The sequence below is a fragment of the Streptomyces sp. NBC_01390 genome, assembly GCF_045040105.1.
Lineage (GTDB): Bacteria > Actinomycetota > Actinomycetes > Streptomycetales > Streptomycetaceae > Streptomyces.
The window spans coordinates 8,213,787-8,235,309 of the sequence record NZ_CP109551.1 but is presented as its reverse complement, the minus strand read 5'-3'; the positions used below and the strand labels follow the sequence as shown (position 1 = coordinate 8,235,309).

The 21,523-nt window shown below is 71.4% G+C and carries 21 protein-coding genes; 3 read left to right on the top strand and 18 right to left on the bottom strand.

What is annotated here, in order from left to right; all coding sequences use genetic code 11:
- Positions 1–2: 2 nt before the first annotated feature.
- Entirely contained in the window at positions 3–794 is a 792-nt protein-coding gene (locus tag OG241_RS37170; RefSeq protein ID WP_405826649.1) for a succinate dehydrogenase/fumarate reductase iron-sulfur subunit, read from the top strand.
- Between the two features lie 9 nt (positions 795–803).
- Here the strand turns inward: OG241_RS37170 and OG241_RS37165 are convergent, their stop codons facing one another.
- Together OG241_RS37165 and OG241_RS37160 are read right to left on the bottom strand one after the other, a co-directional pair.
- Complete coding sequence (locus tag OG241_RS37165) at positions 804–1,826, bottom strand: phosphotransferase family protein (protein WP_405821774.1); 1,023 nt, start codon at positions 1,824–1,826, stop codon at positions 804–806.
- A complete protein-coding gene (locus tag OG241_RS37160) occupies positions 1,823–2,131 on the bottom strand; it encodes a hypothetical protein (RefSeq protein ID WP_405821772.1) in 309 nt (102 codons plus the stop codon). The genes OG241_RS37165 and OG241_RS37160 overlap by 4 nt, the downstream gene beginning before the upstream one ends.
- A 171-nt stretch (positions 2,132–2,302) precedes the next feature.
- Here OG241_RS37160 and OG241_RS37155 point away from each other — a divergent pair, with 171 nt between their 5' ends.
- Positions 2,303–3,862, top strand: coding sequence for a hypothetical protein (locus OG241_RS37155; protein WP_405821770.1), 1,560 nt, complete (start codon positions 2,303–2,305; stop codon positions 3,860–3,862).
- Between the two features lie 63 nt (positions 3,863–3,925).
- Here OG241_RS37155 and OG241_RS37150 read toward each other — a convergent pair whose 3' ends face one another.
- From OG241_RS37150 to OG241_RS37125, 6 genes are all read right to left on the bottom strand, one after another.
- A complete protein-coding gene (locus OG241_RS37150) occupies positions 3,926–6,664 on the bottom strand; it encodes a SpoIIE family protein phosphatase (RefSeq protein ID WP_405821768.1) in 2,739 nt (912 codons plus the stop codon).
- Positions 6,665–6,974: 310 nt separating this feature from the next.
- Positions 6,975–7,406: an ATP-binding protein gene (locus OG241_RS37145; RefSeq protein WP_405821766.1), complete on the bottom strand. Its 432-nt coding sequence runs from the start codon at positions 7,404–7,406 to the stop codon at positions 6,975–6,977.
- A 178-nt stretch (positions 7,407–7,584) separates the two neighbouring features.
- Positions 7,585–7,983 carry a (deoxy)nucleoside triphosphate pyrophosphohydrolase gene (locus OG241_RS37140; RefSeq protein WP_405826647.1) on the bottom strand — a complete coding sequence of 133 codons (399 nt, stop codon included), beginning with the start codon at positions 7,981–7,983 and terminating at the stop codon, positions 7,585–7,587.
- A 98-nt stretch (positions 7,984–8,081) separates the two neighbouring features.
- The gene (locus tag OG241_RS37135) at positions 8,082–8,264 is read right to left on the bottom strand and encodes an SPOR domain-containing protein (RefSeq protein WP_405821764.1); all 183 of its coding nucleotides are present in this window, start codon (positions 8,262–8,264) and stop codon (positions 8,082–8,084) included.
- Positions 8,265–8,619: 355 nt separating this feature from the next.
- Complete coding sequence (locus OG241_RS37130; RefSeq protein ID WP_405821762.1) at positions 8,620–9,372, bottom strand: GntR family transcriptional regulator; 753 nt, start codon at positions 9,370–9,372, stop codon at positions 8,620–8,622.
- 175 nt (positions 9,373–9,547) lie between these two features.
- Entirely contained in the window at positions 9,548–10,813 is a 1,266-nt protein-coding gene (locus tag OG241_RS37125; protein ID WP_405821760.1) for a DUF4190 domain-containing protein, read from the bottom strand.
- 133 nt (positions 10,814–10,946) lie between these two features.
- On the opposite strand from OG241_RS37125, the gene OG241_RS37120 reads away from it, so the two are divergent.
- A complete protein-coding gene (locus OG241_RS37120) occupies positions 10,947–12,062 on the top strand; it encodes a threonine synthase (protein ID WP_405821758.1) in 1,116 nt (371 codons plus the stop codon).
- Between the two features lie 48 nt (positions 12,063–12,110).
- On the opposite strand, the gene OG241_RS37115 is transcribed toward OG241_RS37120, so the two are convergent.
- The 10 genes from OG241_RS37115 to OG241_RS37070 form a co-directional block, all read right to left on the bottom strand.
- Positions 12,111–12,953 carry an SDR family NAD(P)-dependent oxidoreductase gene (locus OG241_RS37115; protein ID WP_405821756.1) on the bottom strand — a complete coding sequence of 281 codons (843 nt, stop codon included), beginning with the start codon at positions 12,951–12,953 and terminating at the stop codon, positions 12,111–12,113.
- Between the two features lie 152 nt (positions 12,954–13,105).
- Entirely contained in the window at positions 13,106–13,336 is a 231-nt protein-coding gene (locus tag OG241_RS37110) for a DUF5133 domain-containing protein (RefSeq protein ID WP_405821754.1), read from the bottom strand.
- A gap of 195 nt (positions 13,337–13,531) precedes the next feature.
- Complete coding sequence (locus tag OG241_RS37105) at positions 13,532–14,923, bottom strand: alpha/beta hydrolase (RefSeq protein ID WP_405821752.1); 1,392 nt, start codon at positions 14,921–14,923, stop codon at positions 13,532–13,534.
- 280 nt (positions 14,924–15,203) lie between these two features.
- The gene (locus OG241_RS37100) at positions 15,204–15,704 is read right to left on the bottom strand and encodes a flavin reductase family protein (RefSeq protein ID WP_405821750.1); all 501 of its coding nucleotides are present in this window, start codon (positions 15,702–15,704) and stop codon (positions 15,204–15,206) included.
- The gene (locus OG241_RS37095; RefSeq protein WP_405821748.1) at positions 15,701–15,838 is read right to left on the bottom strand and encodes a hypothetical protein; all 138 of its coding nucleotides are present in this window, start codon (positions 15,836–15,838) and stop codon (positions 15,701–15,703) included. The genes OG241_RS37100 and OG241_RS37095 overlap by 4 nt, the downstream gene beginning before the upstream one ends.
- Positions 15,835–17,253 (bottom strand): MFS transporter, encoded by a 1,419-nt coding sequence (locus OG241_RS37090; protein WP_405821746.1) that lies wholly within the window; start codon positions 17,251–17,253, stop codon positions 15,835–15,837. The genes OG241_RS37095 and OG241_RS37090 overlap by 4 nt, the downstream gene beginning before the upstream one ends.
- 1 nt (position 17,254) lies before the next feature.
- Positions 17,255–18,580 (bottom strand): NtaA/DmoA family FMN-dependent monooxygenase, encoded by a 1,326-nt coding sequence (locus OG241_RS37085; RefSeq protein ID WP_405826645.1) that lies wholly within the window; start codon positions 18,578–18,580, stop codon positions 17,255–17,257.
- A gap of 5 nt (positions 18,581–18,585) precedes the next feature.
- Positions 18,586–19,245: a cysteine hydrolase family protein gene (locus OG241_RS37080; RefSeq protein ID WP_405821744.1), complete on the bottom strand. Its 660-nt coding sequence runs from the start codon at positions 19,243–19,245 to the stop codon at positions 18,586–18,588.
- Complete coding sequence (locus tag OG241_RS37075) at positions 19,245–20,306, bottom strand: LLM class flavin-dependent oxidoreductase (RefSeq protein WP_405821743.1); 1,062 nt, start codon at positions 20,304–20,306, stop codon at positions 19,245–19,247. The genes OG241_RS37080 and OG241_RS37075 overlap by 1 nt, the downstream gene beginning before the upstream one ends.
- A gap of 77 nt (positions 20,307–20,383) precedes the next feature.
- Positions 20,384–21,499, bottom strand: a complete 1,116-nt coding sequence (locus OG241_RS37070) for an ABC transporter substrate-binding protein (RefSeq protein ID WP_405821741.1) — start codon at positions 21,497–21,499, stop codon at positions 20,384–20,386.
- Between the last annotated feature and the right edge of the window lie 24 nt (positions 21,500–21,523).

Here is a 21,523-nt window from a genome sequence, read left to right as displayed (position 1 = left end):
GTGTGAGCAGTGGCGTGAGCAGCAGTTACGAGGCCCGCTTCAAGGTGTGGCGCGGTGATGTGAAGGGCGGCGGGCTGAAGGACTTCACCGTCGAAGTGAACGACGGCGAGGTCGTCCTAGACATCATCCACCGGCTCCAGGCGACCCAGGCTCCCGACCTCGCCGTCCGCTGGAACTGCAAGGCGGGCAAGTGCGGTTCGTGCTCGGCGGAGATCAACGGGCGTCCCCGGTTGCTGTGCATGACCCGGATGTCGGTGTTCACCCGCGAGGAGACGATCACGGTGACTCCCCTGCGGGCCTTCCCCGTGGTCCGCGACCTCGTCACCGACGTCGGGTTCAACTACGCCAAGGCCCGCGAGGTGCCCTCCTTCGTCCCGCCGGACGGGGTGGGCCCCGGCGAGTACCGGATGATGCAGGAGGACGTGGACCGGTCGCAGGAGTTCCGCAAGTGCATCGAGTGCTTCCTGTGCCAGGACACCTGCCATGTGGTCCGCGACCACGAGGAGAACAAGCCCGCGTTCGCCGGTCCGCGCTTCCTGATGCGGGTCGCGGAGCTGGACATGCATCCCCTGGACGCGGCGGCGGAGTCGGGCCTGGACCGCAAGCGCACCGCCCAGGACGAACACGGCCTCGGCTACTGCAACATCACCAAGTGCTGCACCGAGGTGTGCCCGGAGGGCATCCACATCACGGACAACGCGCTGATCCCCCTGAAGGAGCGCGCGGTCGACCGCAAGTACGACCCGCTGGTGTGGCTGGGTTCGAAGATCAGGAGGCGGTCGGACAGTTCATGAGCTGAGGGCTCATGAGTGCCGCGGGGTCATCAGAAGGCCGATGACCTGTTCGAGGCTGTGCTCGGCGATCCCGCGCATGAAGGCGGGGTCGGGGAACGCGCCGACGTCGAGCAGCCGCAGCGGGCCGGTGGCCAGGGAGAGGTGCATGGCGAGCCGGTAGAGGCGCATTCGGTTCGGGTCGAGGTCCGGGGCGGCCAGGCTCTCGTACAGCGTCCCGAACCGCTGGCGCAGGAACACGTGCTCCCACTCGGCGTCGAAGTACAGCAGGCCTTCGATGTCGATGAGCGCCGGCTCGCCGTCCGGGGTCACCAGGACGTGGTCCGGGCCGAGTTCGCCGTGGATGAGGGACAGCGGGCCGGTCCGGGGGCGGACCTCGGCGGCCAGGTGCCGTACCAGCGCGGCCAGTTCGCCGTGCAGGGCGGCGGCTCGCGGCTGCCGTACGACGAGGTCGTCGAGGTCGTGCAGCGCGCGGTCCGTGATGACACCCTCGCACGAACTCCCCTGGGACACCCCGCCCCTGTCGACGAGGCCGACCTTGCCGAGGCGGGGCCCGGTGGCGCTGTGCAGGGCGCCGAGCAGGTCACCGAGGCGGGCCAGGACCTGGGCCCCGGTCTCCGGGTCGCGTTCGAGGAGCACCTCCAGGTCGCCGCCGCCCGGGTGTCCCCGTACGTCCTCGACGACCGCCGCGTCCGCCGGGAGGTGGGTGTGCGCGGGGTCGGCGTACAGGAGGCGCGGGGTGCGGACGCCGACGGCCGCGAGTCGGTCGTGGGATGCCGTGAACAGGTCGAGGCCGGTGGCGTGGGCGAGGGGGTCCCGGTGGTCGATCGGGCCGGCGTCCCAGAGGTCCTCGTCCGGTGACCAGACGTACGCGATCGCCGTCGTGCCGTCGTCGAGGGCGAGCCGGTAGACGCCCTTCTTGCTGCCGCCGCGCAGCCGGGTGACCCCGGTCAGCGAACGGTTTCGGCCGAGGGCGGCCCGGGCCAGGGGGGCCAGGTCGGTGCGGGCGAGTTCTCTGCGGGTCGTGGCGGTCATACGTCCAGGCGCTCGCGCGCGGACAGCAGCTGGAAGTAGGCGCCCGCCGCCATCAGCAGCAGACCGGTGACGGCGACGGCGCCGCCTAGGTGAGGGAGGCCGTCCAACACATTCAGCTCCCCCCACGACATGAGCAGGAACATGCCCGTGCCGAAGGACATCGCTCCGTAGCCCCACAGTTCGGGGCGCAGAGTCCTGCGTCGCAGCCAGGGCAGCAGCCAGCCGCTTCTGACCGCCATCGCACCGCATGCGACCAGGCCGCCCTGCAACAGTGCGGCCGTCCCCCACAGGAACCAGCGCAGCATCCTTGCTCCCCCCTCGAACAATCCTGCGGGGACCTTACCCATTCCTTCCCTCCCGCCACCCCTGCCCCGCCCCGGTCGCGCGCCCGCGATCACCCCCATACGCTCACAAATGTGACGCCCTCTCTTACCAGGGGCCGGCCTCGGCGAGCCGCGTCCCACATACCCGTGCGCGTGGCCCACACCGCCCTGGGCGGGGTGATCGGCGTGCTGTGGCTGGTGCTGCCCGGCGTGACGGCTGACCCCGAGGGGTACGAGGTGCCCGTGTCGGTGGTCGGCAGCGCACCGGCCGTGTCCCCCGCCTCGGCCGCCCCGGTCCCTTCGGTCGTCGCCGCCCCTGAGGAGGGGAGTTCCACCGGCGATCTGGTCCTGCCCCTCGTGGTGGCGGGTGCCGCGGTCGCGGTGGCCGCGTACGGCTACGCCCGCCGCAGGCGCCGTGCCGGAACCCCTACGACGCCCGCCGCCCTGGCTCCGGTCGCGCGGCCCACGACGCCCGAACTCGACCGGCAGGCCCGCAAGTCGCTGGTCGCCGCCGACGACTGTGTACGCACCAGCCGGGAGGAACTCGGCTTCGTGGAGGGGCTGCACGGCAGCGACGCGGTCGCGCCGTTCACGGAGGCCGTGCGCTACGCCGAGGCCGAGCTGTCGGCCGCCTTCCAACTGCGCCAGGCGTACGACGACAACCCGAAGGACGTCTCCACGGCCACCCTCGACGAGATCGTCGCCCGCTGTGTGGACGCGGGACGGCGACTGGACGCGGAGGCCGCCGGGTTCGACCAACTGCGCGCTCTGGAGCGGGACATGAGCGGCGCGCTCCGGCACGCCGAGGTGCGCTTCCGGGAGCTGACCGGTCGTACGAGCGCCGCGGAGGCGACCCTTACCGACCTCGGCGAGCGGTACGCGCCGACCACCTCGCTCCTCGTCGCCGGCCAGGTCGAACAGGCCAAGGACCGGCTGGTGTTCGCCACGACCGGACTCAACCGGGCCCGGCAGTCCGCCGACCTGGCCCACCTCGACAGGGCTGTGCTGCAACTGCGCGCCGCCGAGGGCGCGATCGCGCAGGCCGAGGTGTTCGTGGACGGCGTCGACCGCCTCGCGTCCGCGCTGGCCGCCGCCGCACAGGCGCTGCCCGAGGCGCTGGACGAGGCGGAGGCGGCCGTCGTAGAGGCGCGGGAGCGGCTGGCCGAGGGTACGTCGGAGGAGGTGCCCGTCGGCGCCCTGGAGGGTCATGTCAGCCGCGCCCGGGCCGCACTGGCCGCCGTACGGGAAGAGGCCGCCGCCGGGCCCTACGACCCCCTGGAGGCCCTGCACCGGGTCGCGGTGGTGTCCGCGCCCCTCGGGACGGTGCCCGGCGCCGTCCGGCTCGTCGCACGCCGGGCCACCGACGCCGCCGACGGCTTCGTGGGCACGCACCGGGGCGCGGTGGGCGCCGAGGCCCGGACCCGGCTGGCCGAGGCCCGCCGGTTGCTGGACCGGGACCCCGCGGAGGCCGACGCCTTCGCGCGGCAGGCCCGCGAACTGGCCGAGCGGGACGTCCGCGCGCACGGCAATCCGTACGGCGGGCGGCCCGAGCACACGAACGGGGTCGCCGGAGCGGTGCTCGGCGGGATCCTGCTCGGCGATCTGCCGGACGCGGCGGCCGAGGCGCTGACCGGCGGCGCGCCGGGTTCGTTCGGCGGGCCCGCCACCCGTGTGCGGCGGGGCCTGGCGTCCCGCCGTAAGAACGCACCGTAAGAACTCGACGTGAATCGGGTAAGAGAGCGTCGCCGCCGGAGCGGGGTCCCTGCGGCGGGCTCGTCAGAACAGGCTCAGGAGTGCCTCCGCCGGGTCCGCGAGGACCGTTCCGCCGTCCGGCAGCGGGAGTTCGAACCACACCGTCTTGCCGCGCGGGGTCCGGCGGGAGCCCCACGCCGCGCTGAGCAGGCCGACCAGCTGGAGGCCGCGTCCGCCCTCGTCGGTGTCGCGGGCTCGGCGGCGGCGGGGCTGGACGAGACCGGCGTCCCACACCTCGCACACCAGCATGCGGTCGAGCAGGAGCCGGAGCCGGATCTCACCCTCGCCGTAGCGCAGGGCGTTGGTGACCAGCTCGCTGACCAGCAACTCGGTGGTGTCGATGAGGGGTTCGAGGCCCCAGGCGGTGAGCTGGGTGCGGGTGTACTCGCGGGCGCGGCCCACGCTGCGCGGTTCGCGCGGCAGCGTCCAGTCGCCGACGGAATCGGCGGGCAGACCCTGGACCCGGGCCATCAGCAGGGCGATGTCGTCCTCGCCGTGGTGGGTGTCGAGGGTGCTGAGGACGTGGTCGCAGACGTCCTCCAGCTGCGGGGAGGGGTCACGGAGGGCGCCGACGAACGCCTGCAGCCCCTCGTCGAGGGGGTGGTCGCGGGATTCGACCAGTCCATCCGTGTAGAGCGCCAACAGCGAACCTTCGGGTAGTTCGACCTCCACCTCCTCGAAGGGCTCACCGCCGACGCCGAGCGGCATGCCCGGCGGCACGTCGAGCATCAGCGCGTCCTCGCCCGGTTCGACGAGTACGGGCGGCAGATGCCCGGCGTTGGCGAAGGTGCACCTGCGGGTCACCGAGTCGTAGACCGCGTAGATGCAGGTCGCGAGGTACACCTCGGACAGGTCGGCGTCGCGGGGCTGGCGGGCGGCGCGGGTGGCCTGCTGGACGCCGCCCGGGGTGCCGAGGCCGCGCGCGATCTCGTCCAACGCGGAGAGGACCTCCGCCGGTTCGAGGTCGAGCAGCGCCAGGGTGCGGACGGCGGTACGGAGTTCACCCATGGCGACGGCGGCGCGCAGCCCTCGTCCCATCACGTCGCCGACCACCAACGCGGTGCGGTTGCCGGGGAGTTCGATGACGTCGAACCAGTCGCCGCCGACCTCGGTGGCCGCGTTGCCGGGCAGGTAGCGGCAGGCGATGTCGAGGCCGGAGGCCTCCGGGTCGCCCGGCGGCAGCAGCGAGCGCTGGAGGATCAGCGCGCGCTCGTGCTCACGCCGGTACAGCCGGGCGTTGTCGATGCTGACGGCGGTCCGCGCGGCCAACTCCCAGGCCAGCGCCCGGTCCCGCTCCCCGAACGGCTCGCTGCCCTTCGTACGGGAGAACTGCGCGAGGCCCACCACGGTGTCGTGGGCGACCATCGGGACGGCCAGCGTGGACTGGATGGCGCCGTTGTCCTCGGCGGGGACCAGCTGCGGGCGGGCGGTGCGCAGGGCGTCCGCACAGGGCGAGTTGAACGGGAAGTGGTGCACGGCGCCCATGGAGACCGGATCCCCGCCGCCCGCGAAGGGCGCGTCGGAGACGGCGCTGGCGAAGGCGACGCGGCGCAGTTCGGCGCTGCCGTCGGCGAGCCCCGGCGGGGTCTCGTCGCCGGCCAGCAGCCCCTGGTAGAGGTCGACGGTCGCGAGGTCGCAGAAGCCGGGGACGACGACGTCGAGGAGTTCGCGCGCCGTCGTCTCCAGGTCCAGGGAGTTCCCGATGCGGGACCCGGCCTCGTTCAGAAGGGCGAGATTGCGCCGTGCGGCGGCGGCCTCGCGGGCGGCGGCGCGGCGGGCGGTGATGTCGAGGCCGAGCCAGGCGACACCGATGGGGCGGCCGGAGCCGCTGTGCACGCGGTACAGGTTGATCGACCAGTGCCGGCGCTCGTCGGAGCCGGGCACGAGGCCGGTGATGTGCATGTCCGTTATCGAGTCACCGGTCTCCAGGACCCGGCGGAGCGTCGCGGACACCCGCTCGGCCTCGGGAGAGATCAGGTAGTCGTAGACACCTTTGCCCCGGTGGTCGTCGACCGTGCCGCCGTAGATGGAGGCGAAGCGCTCGTTGGCGCGCCGGACCCGGAGATCGGTGTCGATCAGCAGGAAACCGAACGGCGATTGGCCGAAAACCGCCTGCGAAGCGGCAAGGTCGGTCTCGATCTGACGCAGCGTACGGACATCGACGACGATGCATACGGCGGCCTTCTCGCCCTCCTCCGTCCGCGTCGGCATCACATAGACCTCGGCGAGCCCCTCCCGCCGGCCCTCCTCGCCCAGCTCGGGCGCGTGGATACGGAAGGGGACCACGCCGGTCCACTCCCGGCCGTCGAGGATCTCCGCCATCTTCCGCTGGCCGCGCTCACGCAGATCGGGGTCGATGAAGGCTTCGATGGGATCCATGCCCACGGCCCGCGCGGCGGAGATGCCGAAGATCTTCTCGGCACGCAGGCTCCACTGGTCGACGAGACCGTCGGCGCCGATGGAGAACGACGCCACCTTGATGTAGTCGTAGATCGAGCCGGGTGGGCTGCTCTGCCACATGGGGTCACCTGTCACATCACGCGCGTGGTCCTGCGCGGTGTCACGTGTCGTATCGCGCACCGAATCGCCCATGGTGCCACGCGCGGTTTCACGTGTCGCATCGCGTATCGCGTCCCCGTCGGCGGGACCCCTGACACCCGACGCACGGCGTGGCACCCCGGCCGCGGAGTCACCCGTGGCCCTCGCACTCGCGCCGCCCGACGGGTCCTTGGACTCCGTGGCCTTCGCTGGTATCTCGCTCACGCGAACCGTCCCCTCCAGCTCACCGCGTCCGGCACCAGTCACCGGGGGCGGCTGCCCGCAGTATCCAGCACTACGGCGCCCCACAACACGGTGTTCACGATCACAGGACGATCCCGATGGTTTTCGGACCGGCCCGCGACAACACTCCCAGTCTTCTAACCAGGGGACCACCGGTCGAACCCCGATCCTTTGCAACTGCCAGTGGCCTGAACCACATGGTCGACAGAGCGGGGGCGGACGTACAGCGGCAGTTCACTCCGGCGCACGGTCCACGGTCGTCACCACGCCGGGTTCCCCGCCCGGTCGGATCTCATCCTGGCACCGACAGTTCGAACCACACCGTCTTACCCGCGTCGGCCGGGCGGGTGCCCCAGCGGCTGGACGAGTGGGCGACCAGCTGGAGTCCCCGGCCGCACTCCTCGTCGGGGCTGGCGGCGCGCTCACGGGGTGGGTCGGGCAGCGGGTCGGAGACCTCCACCAGGAGCGTGGCCGCGATCCCGACGGGCCGCACCAGCCGTACCCCGATGGGCCCTGTGGCGTGTCTCAGTGAGTTGGTCACCAGCTCGCTGACCAGCAGCGCTGCGAGATCACCGAGGGAGTCGAGCCCCCAGCCGCTCAGTTGTCCGCGGACGACCGCGCGGGCTCCACGGACCGCGCCGGGCTCAGCGGGAAAGCTCCACTCGGCACAGTCACCTTCGGTGTCGATCACGCCGATCACTTCCCAGGCCAGCGACCCACACATGTCCGTTTTCGTGGGGTTAATGGGCACATACCCGATATTCGGTGCCGATTACCGCTCTTGAGGGCGCACTGTGGCACGAACGGCGTACGGGGCGCGCACACCAGGCGCCTCACGGACCACCACACGCCTCACGAGCCCGCACTTCATCCGCTTCGGCTCCCGCATCGACCCGCGAGCTTCACCCCAGCCGGAGGGCCGCTTCCCGCACCGCCGGTACGTCCTGATCCAGCCAGTCCACGTCCCAGATCTCGGCCGGGGTAAGCCAGCGCAGTTCGTCGTGGTCCTGGAGGGGCTTCGGCTCGGCCGTGCCGGCCGGGAGCCGCGCGGTCCAGACCCACAGGACGTACGGCGCCCGCAGCGGCCACTCCCCGGGGATGCGTTCGACGGGTTCCGCGTCGACGCCCAGCTCCTCGCGCAACTCGCGCACGAGGGCGTCCTCCGGAGCCTCACCCGGTTCGACCTTGCCGCCGGGCAGCTCCCAGCGGCCGGCCAGCTCGGGGGGCGCGCTGCGGCGGGCGGCGAGGAGGAGTCCGTCGCGCAGCAGGGCGGCGCCCACGACCACGACCCGCTCGGCCACGCGCTCCGGCTCAGCCGCCGTTTCCGCCACCGATTCCGGCGCCGCTTCCGCCGCCGGTTCCGTCCGTTCCGTCATGGCCGGAGCCTACGGGAGCCGGATCACCGGGTTCCGTTCTGCCCGATCCGCTCGACCCAGTAGAGCTGTTTGTGGCCGCGCGCATCGAGGCTGTCGGCGATCTTCTGGGCCTCCGCACGGGTCGCGTACCGGCCCACGCGGTAGCGATTGCCGTTGTCGTCCTGCCGTATGACGAGCCAGGGAAGAGTGATCGTCCCGTCGCTCATGGCGCCCCTCCACTTCCCGCCCCCGGCTTGCGCCGCGCCCCGCCCGCTAAGGAAACCGCAATCCGCATATGCCCGACCCTACGCCTAACCTTTACGCAGCGAATACGGCTTTTCACAAAGAGGTACGCCAACCGGCCAGGGGTGAGGGGCGCACGAAGTCGAACGCGCCGTCGAAAGAGCACGGTGTGTCCGGTCAGTGGCACACCGCGCCCCTTGGGACGACCTGCGAGAACGGCCAGAATCCACCGGCCCGGCGGGCTGCGGTGGTCGGCGGGGCGGCAGTGCGGAGGGGAGCGCTCGGGAGATCAACCGCCCCCGGGTGTGGGCTACTTCACCAAGTCCGGGGGCGGCGGGGTCACTTCACCGGCAGGTGGTACGCCACCTGGTAGCGGTCCGCGGGGATCACGACGTCGGCCGTCTCGACCGGGCGCCCCGAGGCGTAGTACGTGCGCTGTACGACGATCACCACATGCCCGGGCACACCGCCCAGCGCGTGCAGTTCCTCGGCGAGGCCGGGGCGGGCGCCGACCTCCTCCGTGACGTTGTCGACGATCACGTCGATGGCCGCCATGCGCTCGACGACGCCCATCCCGCCGAGCGGGCCCTCCTCGGGCAGCATCACCGGCGTACGACCCGTGACGGCCAGGGGCTCCCAGGAGGTGGACAGCATCATCACCTCGCCGGCGTCCCGGAAGACGTACTTCGTGCACATCACGCGGTCGCCGGGCAGGAGAGAGAGCCGCTCGGCGACGGCGGCGCTCGCCGCGGTCTGCGCGCTGCTGGACTCCCAGGTGCCGCGCGCCTCGGCGTCGGCCTGCTCCTGGCGGAACGGTGTGGCGCCGCCGTCCGGACGGAAGCCGGAGCGGGCGATCCGGCGCGGCACGGGCCGCTCACGCACATAGGTGCCCGACCCGGAGCGGCCCTCGACGAGACCCTCGGCCATGAGCACCTTGCGCGCCTCCAGCGCGACCGTGTCCGAAACGCCGTACTCCTCACGGATCCTGGCCTGGGAGGGGAGGCGGGTGTGTGGTGGGAGTGAACCGTCGACGATCTGCTTTCGTAGATCACCCGCGACACGCAGGTAGGCCGGCTGCTCACCGAATGTCACGGGCCGCTCCCATCAGGTTGTACAGACAGCAACAGCCTGGCAACCATGGGTTGTGACATGCAAGCAAAGGCCAGAGAATCACTCGAAGTGATGACGCGTCCCGCCGGAGGACATCAAGCAGGCACGGGGCAGGCAGATACGCAGGTTACGGCGCGAGCACGTTCTCCCGCCGTCATCACACCTCGATCCCGGCGTCCCCTTCCCCGCCGCCCCCGCCGCCTCCGGTACCTCCGGTGCCTCCGTCGCTGCCGTCGTTCTGCTCGTACGGGGGCGGGGTCGTCGCCAGTCCCAGAGCCTTGCGCGGGGTGACCGTGCGGTCCACGTCGAGCAGCTCGCTGCCGGTGTCGTAGTGGTCGTAGAAGGTGTCGGCGTCGGTGGCCCGGGCTGCCGCGGCCCACTCCTTGCGTGCGCCGCGCAGGTCCTTCACGAGCGCCGCGACGCTCGGTGAGGCGGTGGCGGCGAACCGGTGTGCGGTGAGCAGACGCGTCTGCTCGTCGAGGGCGACCGTCACCCGCTGGGCCCACTTCTTGTGCCCCGGCAGGTCGTCCTCGACGAACTCCGCGTCGGGCGCCGTGTCCATCGCCGCGTTGAGGATGTGGGCGGCCTTGAGGTACGTCAGCTGATCGGCGTCGAGCGTCGTCTCGTCCTTGCGCAGCGAGCCGGTGAGGCTGCCGTTCGTGTCGACGTTGCCGAAGACGCAGGTGATCTCGTGGTCGCCGAGGCGCCAGCTCTGGCGGGTCGGGGTGAGGTAGTAGACGTCGACGTCGTCGGGCACGGCCCAGGCATCCATCGCGTACCGGTCCTCAAGGGCGTAGCACCTGTCGTCGGCGACCTCGGTGACGCGGTCGTCGCCCGGGTAGGCACCGGCCGGCATCCGGAAACTGGCGAACACCTCGCCGTCGTGCGCGCCGGAGCAGGGGACTGGGTCGACGTCGTACGCCAGGCCCTCCAGGGAGCCGTCCAGGGAGTCGAAGCAGTCGCCCTTGGCGAGGGAGAAGCTGCTGTTGTCCTCCTTCGCGGCGTCCTTGAAGCCGTCCCAGGCGGAGGACAGGCCGCCGGTGCCGAGCAGCAGGGCCCAGAGCACCAGCCCGACGGTCGACAGCGCGGATCCGGTTATCGCCATGCCCTTTCCGCGCTCGCCCTTCTTCCGGATCTGCACAAGCGCGACGATCCCGAGGATCAGGCCGACGGCGGGCAGGAAGCAGAGGATGCCGAGGACGAGGGAGGCGATGGCGACGCCGTTGACGGGGGTCGGTCGGTTGTACGGGGAGTAGCCCTGAGGCCAGGAGGCGTAGGGGCCTTGGGGATATTGCTGGGGATACTCGGGGTGAGCTTGGGGGTATTGCTGGGGGTGATTCTGGGATTGGCCCGGATACGAGGGATTCGAGGGGTACGAGGGATACGACGGCTGATCGGGCCCAGGGGGCGGGGGTATGGCCACGAGTGCCGGGCTCCTCGTCGGGTGATGTGAACTGGCGTGCGACTTGGCGCATGGTAAGGGAGTTTCGCCCCCGCCGTCCCTACCCGTCCCGTCCCCTGGGGTGGGAAACCCCGTACCCAACTACTCTGCGTACATGACCCCACTGCCGGACTGTTACTGCCCCGTGGACGGCACCCGCGTCCCCGCAGGCACCCTCGCCTGGTGCTGCCCTCTGTGCCGAGGTCCCCTGGACCTCGACTTCGCACCCACCCCGGCGCCCCTCAAGTCCCTCACCGGCAGGGTCAACTCCCTCTGGCGCTACGCCGAGACACTCCCCCTCGCCGCCCCCACCACCACGCTCGGCGAGGGCCGCACCCCCCTCGTGGAGCTGCGCGACGGCGTCTCGGCCAAGCTCGACTTCCTGATGCCGACCCTCTCCTTCAAGGACCGGGGCGCGGTGCTCCTGGCCGAGCTGGCTCTCCGGCTGAAGCCGGACCAGGTCGTCGCCGACAGCAGCGGCAACGCGGGTACGGCGATCGCCGCGTACTGTGCCCGCGCCCGGCTGCCCTGCACGGTGTACGTCCCCGAGGGCACCTCCGCGAAGAAGCTGGAGCAGATCGAGGCCCACGGGGCGAGGGTCCGGGTGATCGACGGTGACCGGGAGGCAGCGGCGGCGGCAGCGCGTGAGGCGGCGGACGCGCCGGGCACGTTCTACGCCTCCCACGTCTACAACCCGTACTTCCTGCACGGCACGAAGACGTACGTCCACGAGCTGTGGGAGGACATGGGAGGCCGCCTCCCGGAAGTCGTCGTCGTACCGGTCGGCAACGGCACCCTGCTGCTGGGCGCGGCGCTCGCCGTCGCCGAGCTGCACTCGGCGGGGCTGATCGACCGACGGCCCGCGCTGTACGCCGTCCAGTCGGCGGCGGTCGCCCCGCTGGCGCACGCCTGGGAGGAGGGCTCCCCCGATCTGACCGGGGTCGCCCTGCCTCCCGTGTCCCCCACCCTCGCGGAGGGCATCGCGATCCCCGACCCGCCCCGGGCCCGCCAGATCCTGCGCGCGGTCCGTGACTCGGGCGGCACCTTCCTGACGGTGACGGAGGATCAGCTCCGGCACGCGCAGCGGGACCTGGCGTCCCAGGGGCTGTACGTGGAGTCGACCGGGGTGGCCTGCTGGGCGGCGGTACGGGACGGGGCGCTCGGGACACGGACGGCGGTGGTGCCGTTGTGCGGGGCGGGACTCAAGACGGGCCTGGCGTCACCGGCCTGACAACCGGTCACCGCCGGTCGCCATCGGTCCCGTCCGGTTCAGTCGTCTTCAGTCGCCGTCGAAGCCCGTCGCCCGCGCGCGCTTCTCCCAGCCGACGACATCACCCCGTACCTGCTCCAGATGACCGAGTACGCCGGTGACCGCGTCGTCGCCGAGTGGCAGCCTCAGCGGGGTGTGCTCGGCGTCGGCGTCCAGGGCGGCGAGGATCAGGGCCGCCGCCTTCGCCGGGTCGCCGCTCTGGGCCCCGTCGTCCGCCGCGATCATCCGGCGGGTCGCGCCGACCGTACCGGTGTAGACGCCGAGGTCCCGGCTGGCGCCCGCTCGGCCGCGGTCGAACAACTCGGTCCGGAAAGCGCCCGGTTCGACGATCAGCACCTTGATCCCGAACTGCCTCACCTCCGCCGCGAGCGCCTCGGACATGCCTTCCAGGGCGAACTTCGTCGCGCTGTACGCCCCGAAGCCCGGGGCGGAGAGCTGCCCGCCCACGCTGCTCATCTGCACGATCGCGCCCGACCCCCGCTGTCGCATGTGCGGCAGCACGGCCCGTACGAGTGCGGCGGGCCCGAACACATGCAGGGCGAACAGGTCGCGCAGTTCGGCGTCGGTGGTCTCCTCGACGGCTCCGACGTGCGTACGTCCCGCGTTGTTGACGAGCACGTCGATCCGCCCGTGCCACGCGAGGACGTCCTCCACGGCGGTCTCGACCGCCGCCAGATTGGTCACGTCCAGGCGCAGCGCCTGGACCTGCCTGGGGTGGGCGGCGACGAAGGCGTCCAGCGCGCCCGTCCGCCGCGCGGCGCCGACGACCACGTCGCCCGCGGCTACCGCCGCCTCGGCGATCGCCCGCCCGAAGCCACTGCTCGCACCGGTGATGAACCAGACCCTGCTCATGAGGTCAGCCCTCCCGTAGACCGCTGTCCGTCACTGCGCCAACCCGCTCGGATGCGCGGGCAGCAGCCTAGACGGACAGCGACTTCCACCGGGCGACGTACACCCGCACGAGGCCGAAAGGAAACTACGGCCCGTCGTAGGGTGCCGCCCTGTCAGGTGTCGGCTCCGACGGCCTGCACCTCGGCCCGGGTGCCCGAGAGCCGGCGGCGGGCGGCTGTCAGGGCGTCGTCGACGTCGCGGGTGCCGGTGGCGACGCACAGGGTGTACGAGACGTCGTTCAGCCGCTGAAGCAGCTGGGCGCCGCCCTCCTGGGCGTGGCGGGCCCGCAGGGCTTCGTACTGCTGAAGCAGGTCGGCGAGGACGGTGGGGTGGGCCATCAGCACGAGAGCTCTCCCTTGACGAGGCGGGGGTTACTGCGGGAGGGCTCCGGGTGACACGCACCCGAGGGCAACCGCTTGTCGGCCGCTCCCGCGGTGGGCCTGTGATCCCAAGCACCTGCGAAACCAGGTGCCCGGGGCCGCAGCTCTCAAACAGGCCCGAGGAAACCAGGTGCTGTCACCACGCAACTGAGGGCGTCGTCAGTGCCGAGCTGTCGGGTGGGCCGAGCCGTCGCGGCCGACCGACAGTTGTGCCGGGCGGTACGGGACGTACGCGGCCCCGTCCAGTCCGAGCGCGGCGGCCGACTTCTGGAGTGCGGCCGGGGTCGCCACGTCGTCCCAGCGGCCGGTGTCGACGCGGTGTTCGAGGGCGTGCAGGGCGGCCACGGTCTCGGCGGTGGTGAACGTGCAGTGGCCCTGCCGCTCGACGTAGGCCTGCCGCAGCAGCGCACCGTCGCCCGAGGCGCGCACCCGGGCGGCGAAGCGGGTCTCCTGTTCCACCGGCACGAGGTTGTCGGCGGTGGTGTGGATGTCGAGCAGCGGCACGTCGAGCCCCTGGCCGGCGGAGGACGTCCGCTGCGCGGTGTGGACGGCGGCGGGATCGGCGGCGGTGGTGGCCCCCCGGGTCAGTGCGCGCAGGTCCGCGCGCAGATCGAGGCCGGCCGCCTGATAGAGGGCTCGGACCTGGGGCGCGTGCTGGGAGTCGGCGAGCAGGTCGGCGTAGTCGACGCCCCGGTTCCAGGAGTTGTTGCCGCCGACGGACTGCTCGATGGCGTACCGGCCGCCCTCGACGAACGACAGGATGCCCTGCGCGAACCACGCGTACTGCTGCTCTTCTTGCCCCGCCCAGTCGGTCGCGGCGGGCCGGTCCTTCCCGGGCGCCCACGCGGGCAGGTTGAGGAAGGCGGCGGCCAGCGCGATCCTGGCTCGGCCCTGCGGGGTGGCCTGGGCGGCGGTGACCGCCTTGGTGAGCAGGTCGGCGGTGGCGGCCGCCTCTGCAGCCGTGCCGAACCGTACGAGTTTCACGTCCTGTTCGGGCAGCAGCAGACGGGCGATCGTGTATTCGGCGTCCAGCTGGTAGTTGTCCAGGTCCGTGGCGCCGGCGACCAGCCCGCACTGTCCGAGCGCGCCGTCGATACGCCCGCCGCCGTCCCTGGCCAGCTGGGCGTTGACGAGCCCGCCCATCGAGCTGCCGATGGCCAGCGTGCGCGAGGGCTTGCCGATCTTCTCGGTGACGGCGTCGATGGTGGCGAACTGGTCCCGTTCGGCACTGTTCAGGGCCCACATCGAGCCGCTGGGGTCGTACGACGACCCGGCCAGCGCGTAGCCCTTGGCGAGCAGTTCGACACGTACGGCCTCGGTGGGGGCGTTCCTGGCGACGGTGGGCCCGAAGCCGTGACTGAACACCAGCAGGGTGCCGTTCCAGTCGTCGGGCACGTCCGCGATCCAGGTAGCGCCGTCGGCAAGGGTGCCGGTGAGGTGCCCGGCGACAGCCGCGTCCGGCTGGGCGGCCGAGGAGGGGAGGGTGGTGAGCGCCGCGGACGTCAGCGTGGCGAGAACGGCGAGGGCGATGCGCGAGCGGGTGCCGGGCATGGGCGGGCTCCTTGCGTGGGGGGAGGCGGCGTACGGAGCGGGAGCGGAAGTCGGCGAACAGATACTCAGTGCACTGAACGAGGACGTGCAGGAATGTAGGGCCGATTTCTTGCGGCCGTCAAGATATTGCACAACCTTGTGGGGCGGTTGGCTCGAATACGTCGAGACAACCGCTGTACGCCGGTCCGCCGGTACGCCGAGGCAGGGAAACAGCAAGGGGTCGGCCCGTGGGTGGGCCGACCCCTTCTGACGTGCGCGTTCACCAGTAGCCGGAAGTGCCTCAGCCTTCCAGCATCTTCAGTGTCTGACGGTGCCAGACGAGCGGTCTGTGGTCGTCGTCCGTCATCAGGGCCAGTACGCGCAGCACGATGATGTCGTGGTCGCCTGCCGGGTAGCGGTGTTCCACCGCACACTCCAGCCAGACCGGCGCACCGTCGAGGAAGATCGCGCCGGACGGCGCCTGGACCGTCTCGACGCCGGTGAACCGGCCCTCCTTGACGGGGGACGCGAGTTGCCGGGTCTTGTCGCTGTGGTTCTCGCCCAGGATCGAGACTCCCACCGTCTGCGCGCGGGACAGCACGGGCCAGGTCGTCGACGTGTGCTGCACGGCGAAGGAGACCATGGGCGGGCTGAGGGAGACGCCCACGGTGAAGGAGGAGACCACGATCACGGCGGGTTCACCGTGGACGTGTGCCGAGACGGCCGCGACTCCGGAGGGGAACGCGGCGAACGCCCTCTTCACCTCGGCGTGATCCGTGGTGAGGTCACTCGGTGCGGTCATCGTTCTGCTCCCGTCTTCGCTGCGTCGATGACGATCCGGCCCCACTGCGCTGCCGAGTGAGCCGGCGAGTCGTCCGTCGTGTAGGTGGAGTGTGAGCCGGGCTTGGGGTTTCCGACGGCGGCGATGGCCTTCATCGGGCGACTCCTGTGGGTAGTGGGGGCAGTGGGGGTAGCAAGGCGGACTCCGTCGAAGACTCCGCTTCCGGACGGCCGACCCGGAGGAAGGCGGAGGCCAGGAGGCAGAGCAGGCCTACGGCGGCGAGACCGCCGAGGGTGACCGCGTAGCCGTATCCGGCCAGGAGGACCGCGCAGACCGCGCTGCCCAGTACCGCGCCGAGTTGCTTGACGGCGTTGAAGGTTCCCGATGCCGCCCCGACCTCGTCGGGGGCGACCTCGGTCACCGCCGCGATCGACAGAGGTGACCAGACGAACGAGTTGGACACCCCGTACACGGCGAAGACGGCGGCCAGCGCGGGGACCGGTGCGTCGGTCGCGACGAGCACCGCCGACGCTCCGATGGACAGGACCAGTGCGGCCGAGCCGATGACGGCGACCGCCCGCGGGCCGATCGTGTTGTTGAGCCGGGCCGAGACCGGAGCGCCCAACAGGCACACCACGCCCATCGGTACGAGGGTGTAGGCCGCCGTTCCGGGAGCCAGCCCGCGCTCCTGCTGGAGGTAGAGCATCAGGGGGATCATCGCCGAGCCCGCGCAGAAGGACGCGGCGGCGCCTCCCGCCGCGGCGGTGACGAACCCCCGGCTGCGCAGCAGGGTGACCGGCACCAGGGCGCGTGGCCCGTCGCGTCGCTGCAGCCGGACCACGGCCGCGACGACCAGCGCACCGGCGACGGCCAGCAGCCAGCGGGGGATCCCCCACGCGCTGGGGCTCGCGGCGTCCGTGCCCTGCACGCCGATCACGAGGGCGCCGATGCCGGCGGCGTTGGCGCAGATGGCCCACACCGGGATGCTCGCCTCCTGTCGGGGCAGGGTGGGTACGAACGCGATCACGGCGGCCGTCGTGACGATGCCGACGGGAACGTTGACCCAGAACACGGCGGGCCAGCCGCCGGCGGCGACGAGCAGGCCGCCGAGCAGCGGGCCGGCGGCGACCGCGGCTCCGCCGACCGCGCCCCACACGCCGAGCGCGGTGGCGAGACGCGGTGGCTGGAACAGCGCCTTGATGATGGTGAGGCTCTGCGGCGTCATCAGCGCCGCACCGACGCCCTGGGCGACCCGCCATCCGACGAGTGCCTCGACGGAGGTGGCCAGCGCGCACAGCAGCGACCCGAGGGTGAAGACCGCGAGTCCGATCAGGAGGATCCGCCGGTGGCCGTAGCGGTCGCCCAGCCGTCCCGCGACGATCAGCGGGACGGCGTAGGCGATGAGGTAGCCGCTGTTGACCCAGATCGCGACGGTTTCGCCGGTGTGCAGGCCGGTGGCCAGCGCGGGCAGCGCGACCGAGGTGACGGTGCTGTCCACCAGCAGCATGAAGAACCCCGCGCACAGGCTGCCGAGGGCGAGCCAGTGGCGTCGCCGGCTCCCTGCGGTCATCTCACACCGCCAGGTTCTCGCGCAGTGTGGCACCGGGGTAGGCCGGGGCGAGGGCGCCGCGACGGCGCAGCTCGGGCAGGAGCAGTTCGCTGATGTCGCCGAAGCCGGAGGGCATGGCCACCGGGCTGGAGAACATGTAGCCGCCGCGCGATCCGGTGGCGGCGAAGTTCTCCTCCAGTGCGTCGGCGACCGTGGCGGGGTCGCCGACGATGCTGTGGTCGAGGCCCGTCGCGTGACCGCGGCCGTGCTCGAAGAACTCGGCGCGGCTCATCGCGTGGTCCGCGCCGAACTCCGCGACGAGCGAGCCGACGAGGCCCGAGGGGGACGCGTTCGCCGCGAGGATCTCGTCGCGCAGTTCGCTCAGCCGGAAGGTGTCCGGCAGCGTCGAGAAGTCGTAACCGGCGTTGTGCGACAGGTAGGTGGCGACGGCTTCCTCGTTCCAGAACTCGTGCACCGAGTCCCGCCGGGCCAGCGCCTCGGCCCTGGTACGGCCGACTATCAGCTGGGTGGCCCAGAGGATGCCCACGTGCGCGGGGTCGCGGCCCTCGGCGAGGAGTGCCTCGTCGAGCAGCTTGCGGTGACGCTGCTGACCCCCGAGGCTGCCGCCGAAGCCGAAGACGAGATCGGCGAGCCGGGCCGACGCGGTGATACCGCGGGGCGAGTTGCCGGCCTGGACGATGAGCGGGTGGTGCTGCGGGCTGGGTACGGAGGCCAGGGGGCCCTTGACGGTGAAGAACTGGCCCTGGTGGTCGATCGGGTGCACCTTCGACGGGTCGGCGAACCGGCCTGTGCTCCGGTCGCGCACGATGGCGTCGGGTGCCACCGAGTCCCACAGCGCGCGGCAGACCCCGACGAACTCCTCCATCCGCTCGTACCGCAGACCGTGGTCCATCAGCTCGTTGAAGCCGTAGTTCGCCGCGTCGGCGCCGCGGGTGGAGGCGACCACGTTGAAGGCGACGCGTCCGCTCGTCACGTGGTCCAGCGAGTTGAGCAGCCGGGCGACGTAGAAGGGGTGCATGAACGTCGAGGAGTAGGTCAGCCCGAAGCCGATCTTCTCGGTCACGGTGGACATGGCCGCGATGACCGGTGACATGTCGTGGCGCGGCCACTGGATGCCCCACTCCACGGCCGGTTCGATGCTCCCCCGCCAGGTGCTGGGGATGCCGCTGCCGTCGCCGAAGAACAGCATCCCGACTCCGGCGCGCTCGGCGGTCCGCGCCAGCTCCATGTACAGGCGGACGTCGGGGAAGTGCGTCCCGGTCCAGGAGCCCTGGCGGGCCCACGCGCCCTCGGTGTGGGCGAAGGAGAGGTCGTAGCCGATGTGCATGCCGGTCACAGCGCCGCCTTCTTCCACAGTTCGACGACCTCGTCCGTGTCACTGAGCAGGGCCACGTTGAGGCCCAGCTGGACGAGGGCCGCGGCGTTGACGTCGAGGTCGTACGCGGCCGTGGCGTCCCGGGGCACGACGACGGGCCAGTCGAGCTGCACGGCGTCCAGCGCGGTCGCCTGGACGCAGCACTCGCTCGTCAGGCCCACGACGGTGAGCCAGTCGCAGCCGGCCGCGCGCAGCCGGGCGTCGAGATCGGTGCCGAGGAATCCGCTGTAACCGCGCTTGACCACGCGCGGCTCGCCCTCGGCCGGGCGCATCCGGTACCACTCGGCTCCGGGGGTACCGAGGACACACGGCTCCTCCGGGCTCATAGGGGCGTCGTACTCGCCCCCGCGCAGCCAGTTGCTCGCCCGCCAGGGACGGGCCGGATCACTGCCCAGCTCGACCCAGACGACGGGTACCCGGGATGCCCGAGCGGCGTCGACGAGGGCTCCTACGCGGGTGACGGCCCGGTCGAGTGCCGTGAGGGCGTCATCCGTCAGGCCGTATCCCGACAGGCGGCCGGGGTCGGCGAAGTCGTGCTGTACGTCGACCACGACCAGCGCGGGCCTGCCGCCGGGGCGGACGAGGTGGGCGAGTTGTCTGTCGCGCAGGTCGGACATCAGGCCGCCACCTCGTCGTGGGCGCGCAGCGCGGGCAGCACGGTCTCACCGAACAGCAGCATGTCCTCGTCGTACTCCGGGAAGATCAGCATGAGCCCGTCCAGGTCCGCCTCGCGCACGATGTACTCGATGTGCTCGGTGACCGTCCGCGCCGATCCGGCGACGTACGGGGTCTGGAACGCCGCCTCGCCGTCCGCACCGTCGGCCCACGCGCGGGCCTGGTCCTCGGGGATGCCCCAGGTGCTGCGCATCCGGGCGAGCGCCTCCCGGTCGAGACCGGCGCCCCACTCCCGCACCTTCTTGGCCGCCAGTTCGTCGGTCTCGTCCTGGACCACGGTGAGCATCGAGTAGGTCTTGCAGACCCGGCCGTTGGCCTTCGCCCGCCCGTGGACGTCCGCCGAGAGCGTGCGCATCTCGTCGAGGCTCTCGGCCGCGAGGAAGGCGCCGTCGGCGTACTTGGCCTGGAAGCGCCGGGCGTCCTCCGACCGGCCCGCGTTGATGAGGGTGGGCGGGGTGGCGGGATGCGGGCGGGACTCGCAGTCGACGAGGTCGAAGTACGGCGTGCGCATGGTCACGGAGTCCTCGGTCCACAGCCGGGTGACGGCCTCCGTCCACAGCTCCGTCATCCGGTAGCGCTCCGCGTGGCCGAGTCGCGCGTCCCACTCACCGAACTGTTCGAACTCGCCCGCGTAGGAGCCGTTGACGATGTTCATGCCGGCCCGGCCGCCGGAGATGTCCTGGAGCGTGGCGTACATCTTCGCGGCGACGGCGGGGTTGTGGACGTTCGCGTGCAACGTCGCCCAGATCTTGACCCGGCTGGTCGCCTCGGCGAGGGCGGCCATCATCGTCATCGACTCGAGCGAGCGGCCCCAGTGGTCGGTGCTGCCGCCGAAGCCGCGCCATTTCGCCATCGACATGACGAAGTCGAGGCCGATGGTCTCCGCGTGCACGGCGGCGCGCCTGTTCCACTCGTAACTCGCCTCGGGGTGGGGTGCGGTCGTGGACAGCATCCAGCCGCCGTTCCCGATGGGGAGGAAGATTCCGTACTCTTTCGTGGGCACGTTGCGGGCCTTTCGTGGGTTCTGCGATACAGCTACGGGTGCGGGTGCAGTGCGGGTGCGATATGTGCGACGGCTGGCTACGGTGCGGGCCAGATCAGGGTGTCGCCGTTGTAGACGTTCCTGACGAAGGACCCGTCGAACCACGCCCCGGCCTTCGCACCGGTCACCGAGGCGGGGACGATGCCGAACCGGTGCAGCATGTCGACGATCCCCTTGACGTTGGCGAGGTCGAGGCCGCCCAGCGGCTGACCGGAGACCGGGTTGTCCTTGACGACCTGTGTCTCGGTGTTCCAGATGGTCGTGTTGAGCTTCTTGTCGTAGGTCGGACCGGACAGCGCGGCTGCCTGGCCGACGCACTCGGAGGTGTGCGCCGGACTCGCCGTGCAGTAGGCGTAGGCGTGCAGCGCCGCGCGCAGGATGTCCTCGACGGCGTGCGGGTGGGCCTTGGCGAAGGCCGGGTTCACCGCCATGGCCCCGAGGGAGCTGGGGACGCCGTAGTCGACCGGCTTCCACACCGTGACGTCGTGACCGGCCGCCTTGAGCTGGTTGGGCTCGTTGGAGACGAATCCGGTGAGCGCTTCGAGGCCGCTCTGCTTACGGGGCAGCACGGAGGGGTCGTAGCCCTGTTTGACCAGCTTGAGCGACTTCCAGTCCACTCCGGCCTTGACCAGCATCGCCTCGACGGTGGCGGGGACGTAGCCCTTGTGTCCTACGACCTTGCCGTCGAGCTGGGTCAGCTTGGTGATGTCCTTGTTCGTCATCAGGATCTCCAGGCCCGCGTTCGAGTACGAGGAGATGCCGGTGATGTCGATGCCGTTGGCCCGCGCCTGGATGACGTCCTGTTCGGCGACCGGACTGACGGTCGCCTGTCCGCTGGCGAGCAGCTTGGTGTTCTGTGCCGTGTCGCCGGTGCCGGGCTTGAGGGAGACGTCGAGGCAGAGGTCCTTGAAGTAGCCGAGCTTGGCGGCCGCGATGTACTCCAGGATCGACGCGGAGGACTGGTACTGGTAGCCGGACAGGTAGGTGATCCGGCCGGCGGCCTTGTTCTCGGCGCAGCGCGCGGCGGAGATCGCGGAGCCCGCGGAGCCGGCCGAATCGCTGTCGGAGGAGCCCGAACCACAGCCCGCGACAACGGTCGTCAGTGCGAGGGCGGCGAAGGAGGCGAGGCCGGATCTGATGAGGCGAGAACGCATGGGTGGGACTCCAGACTGGCGAGG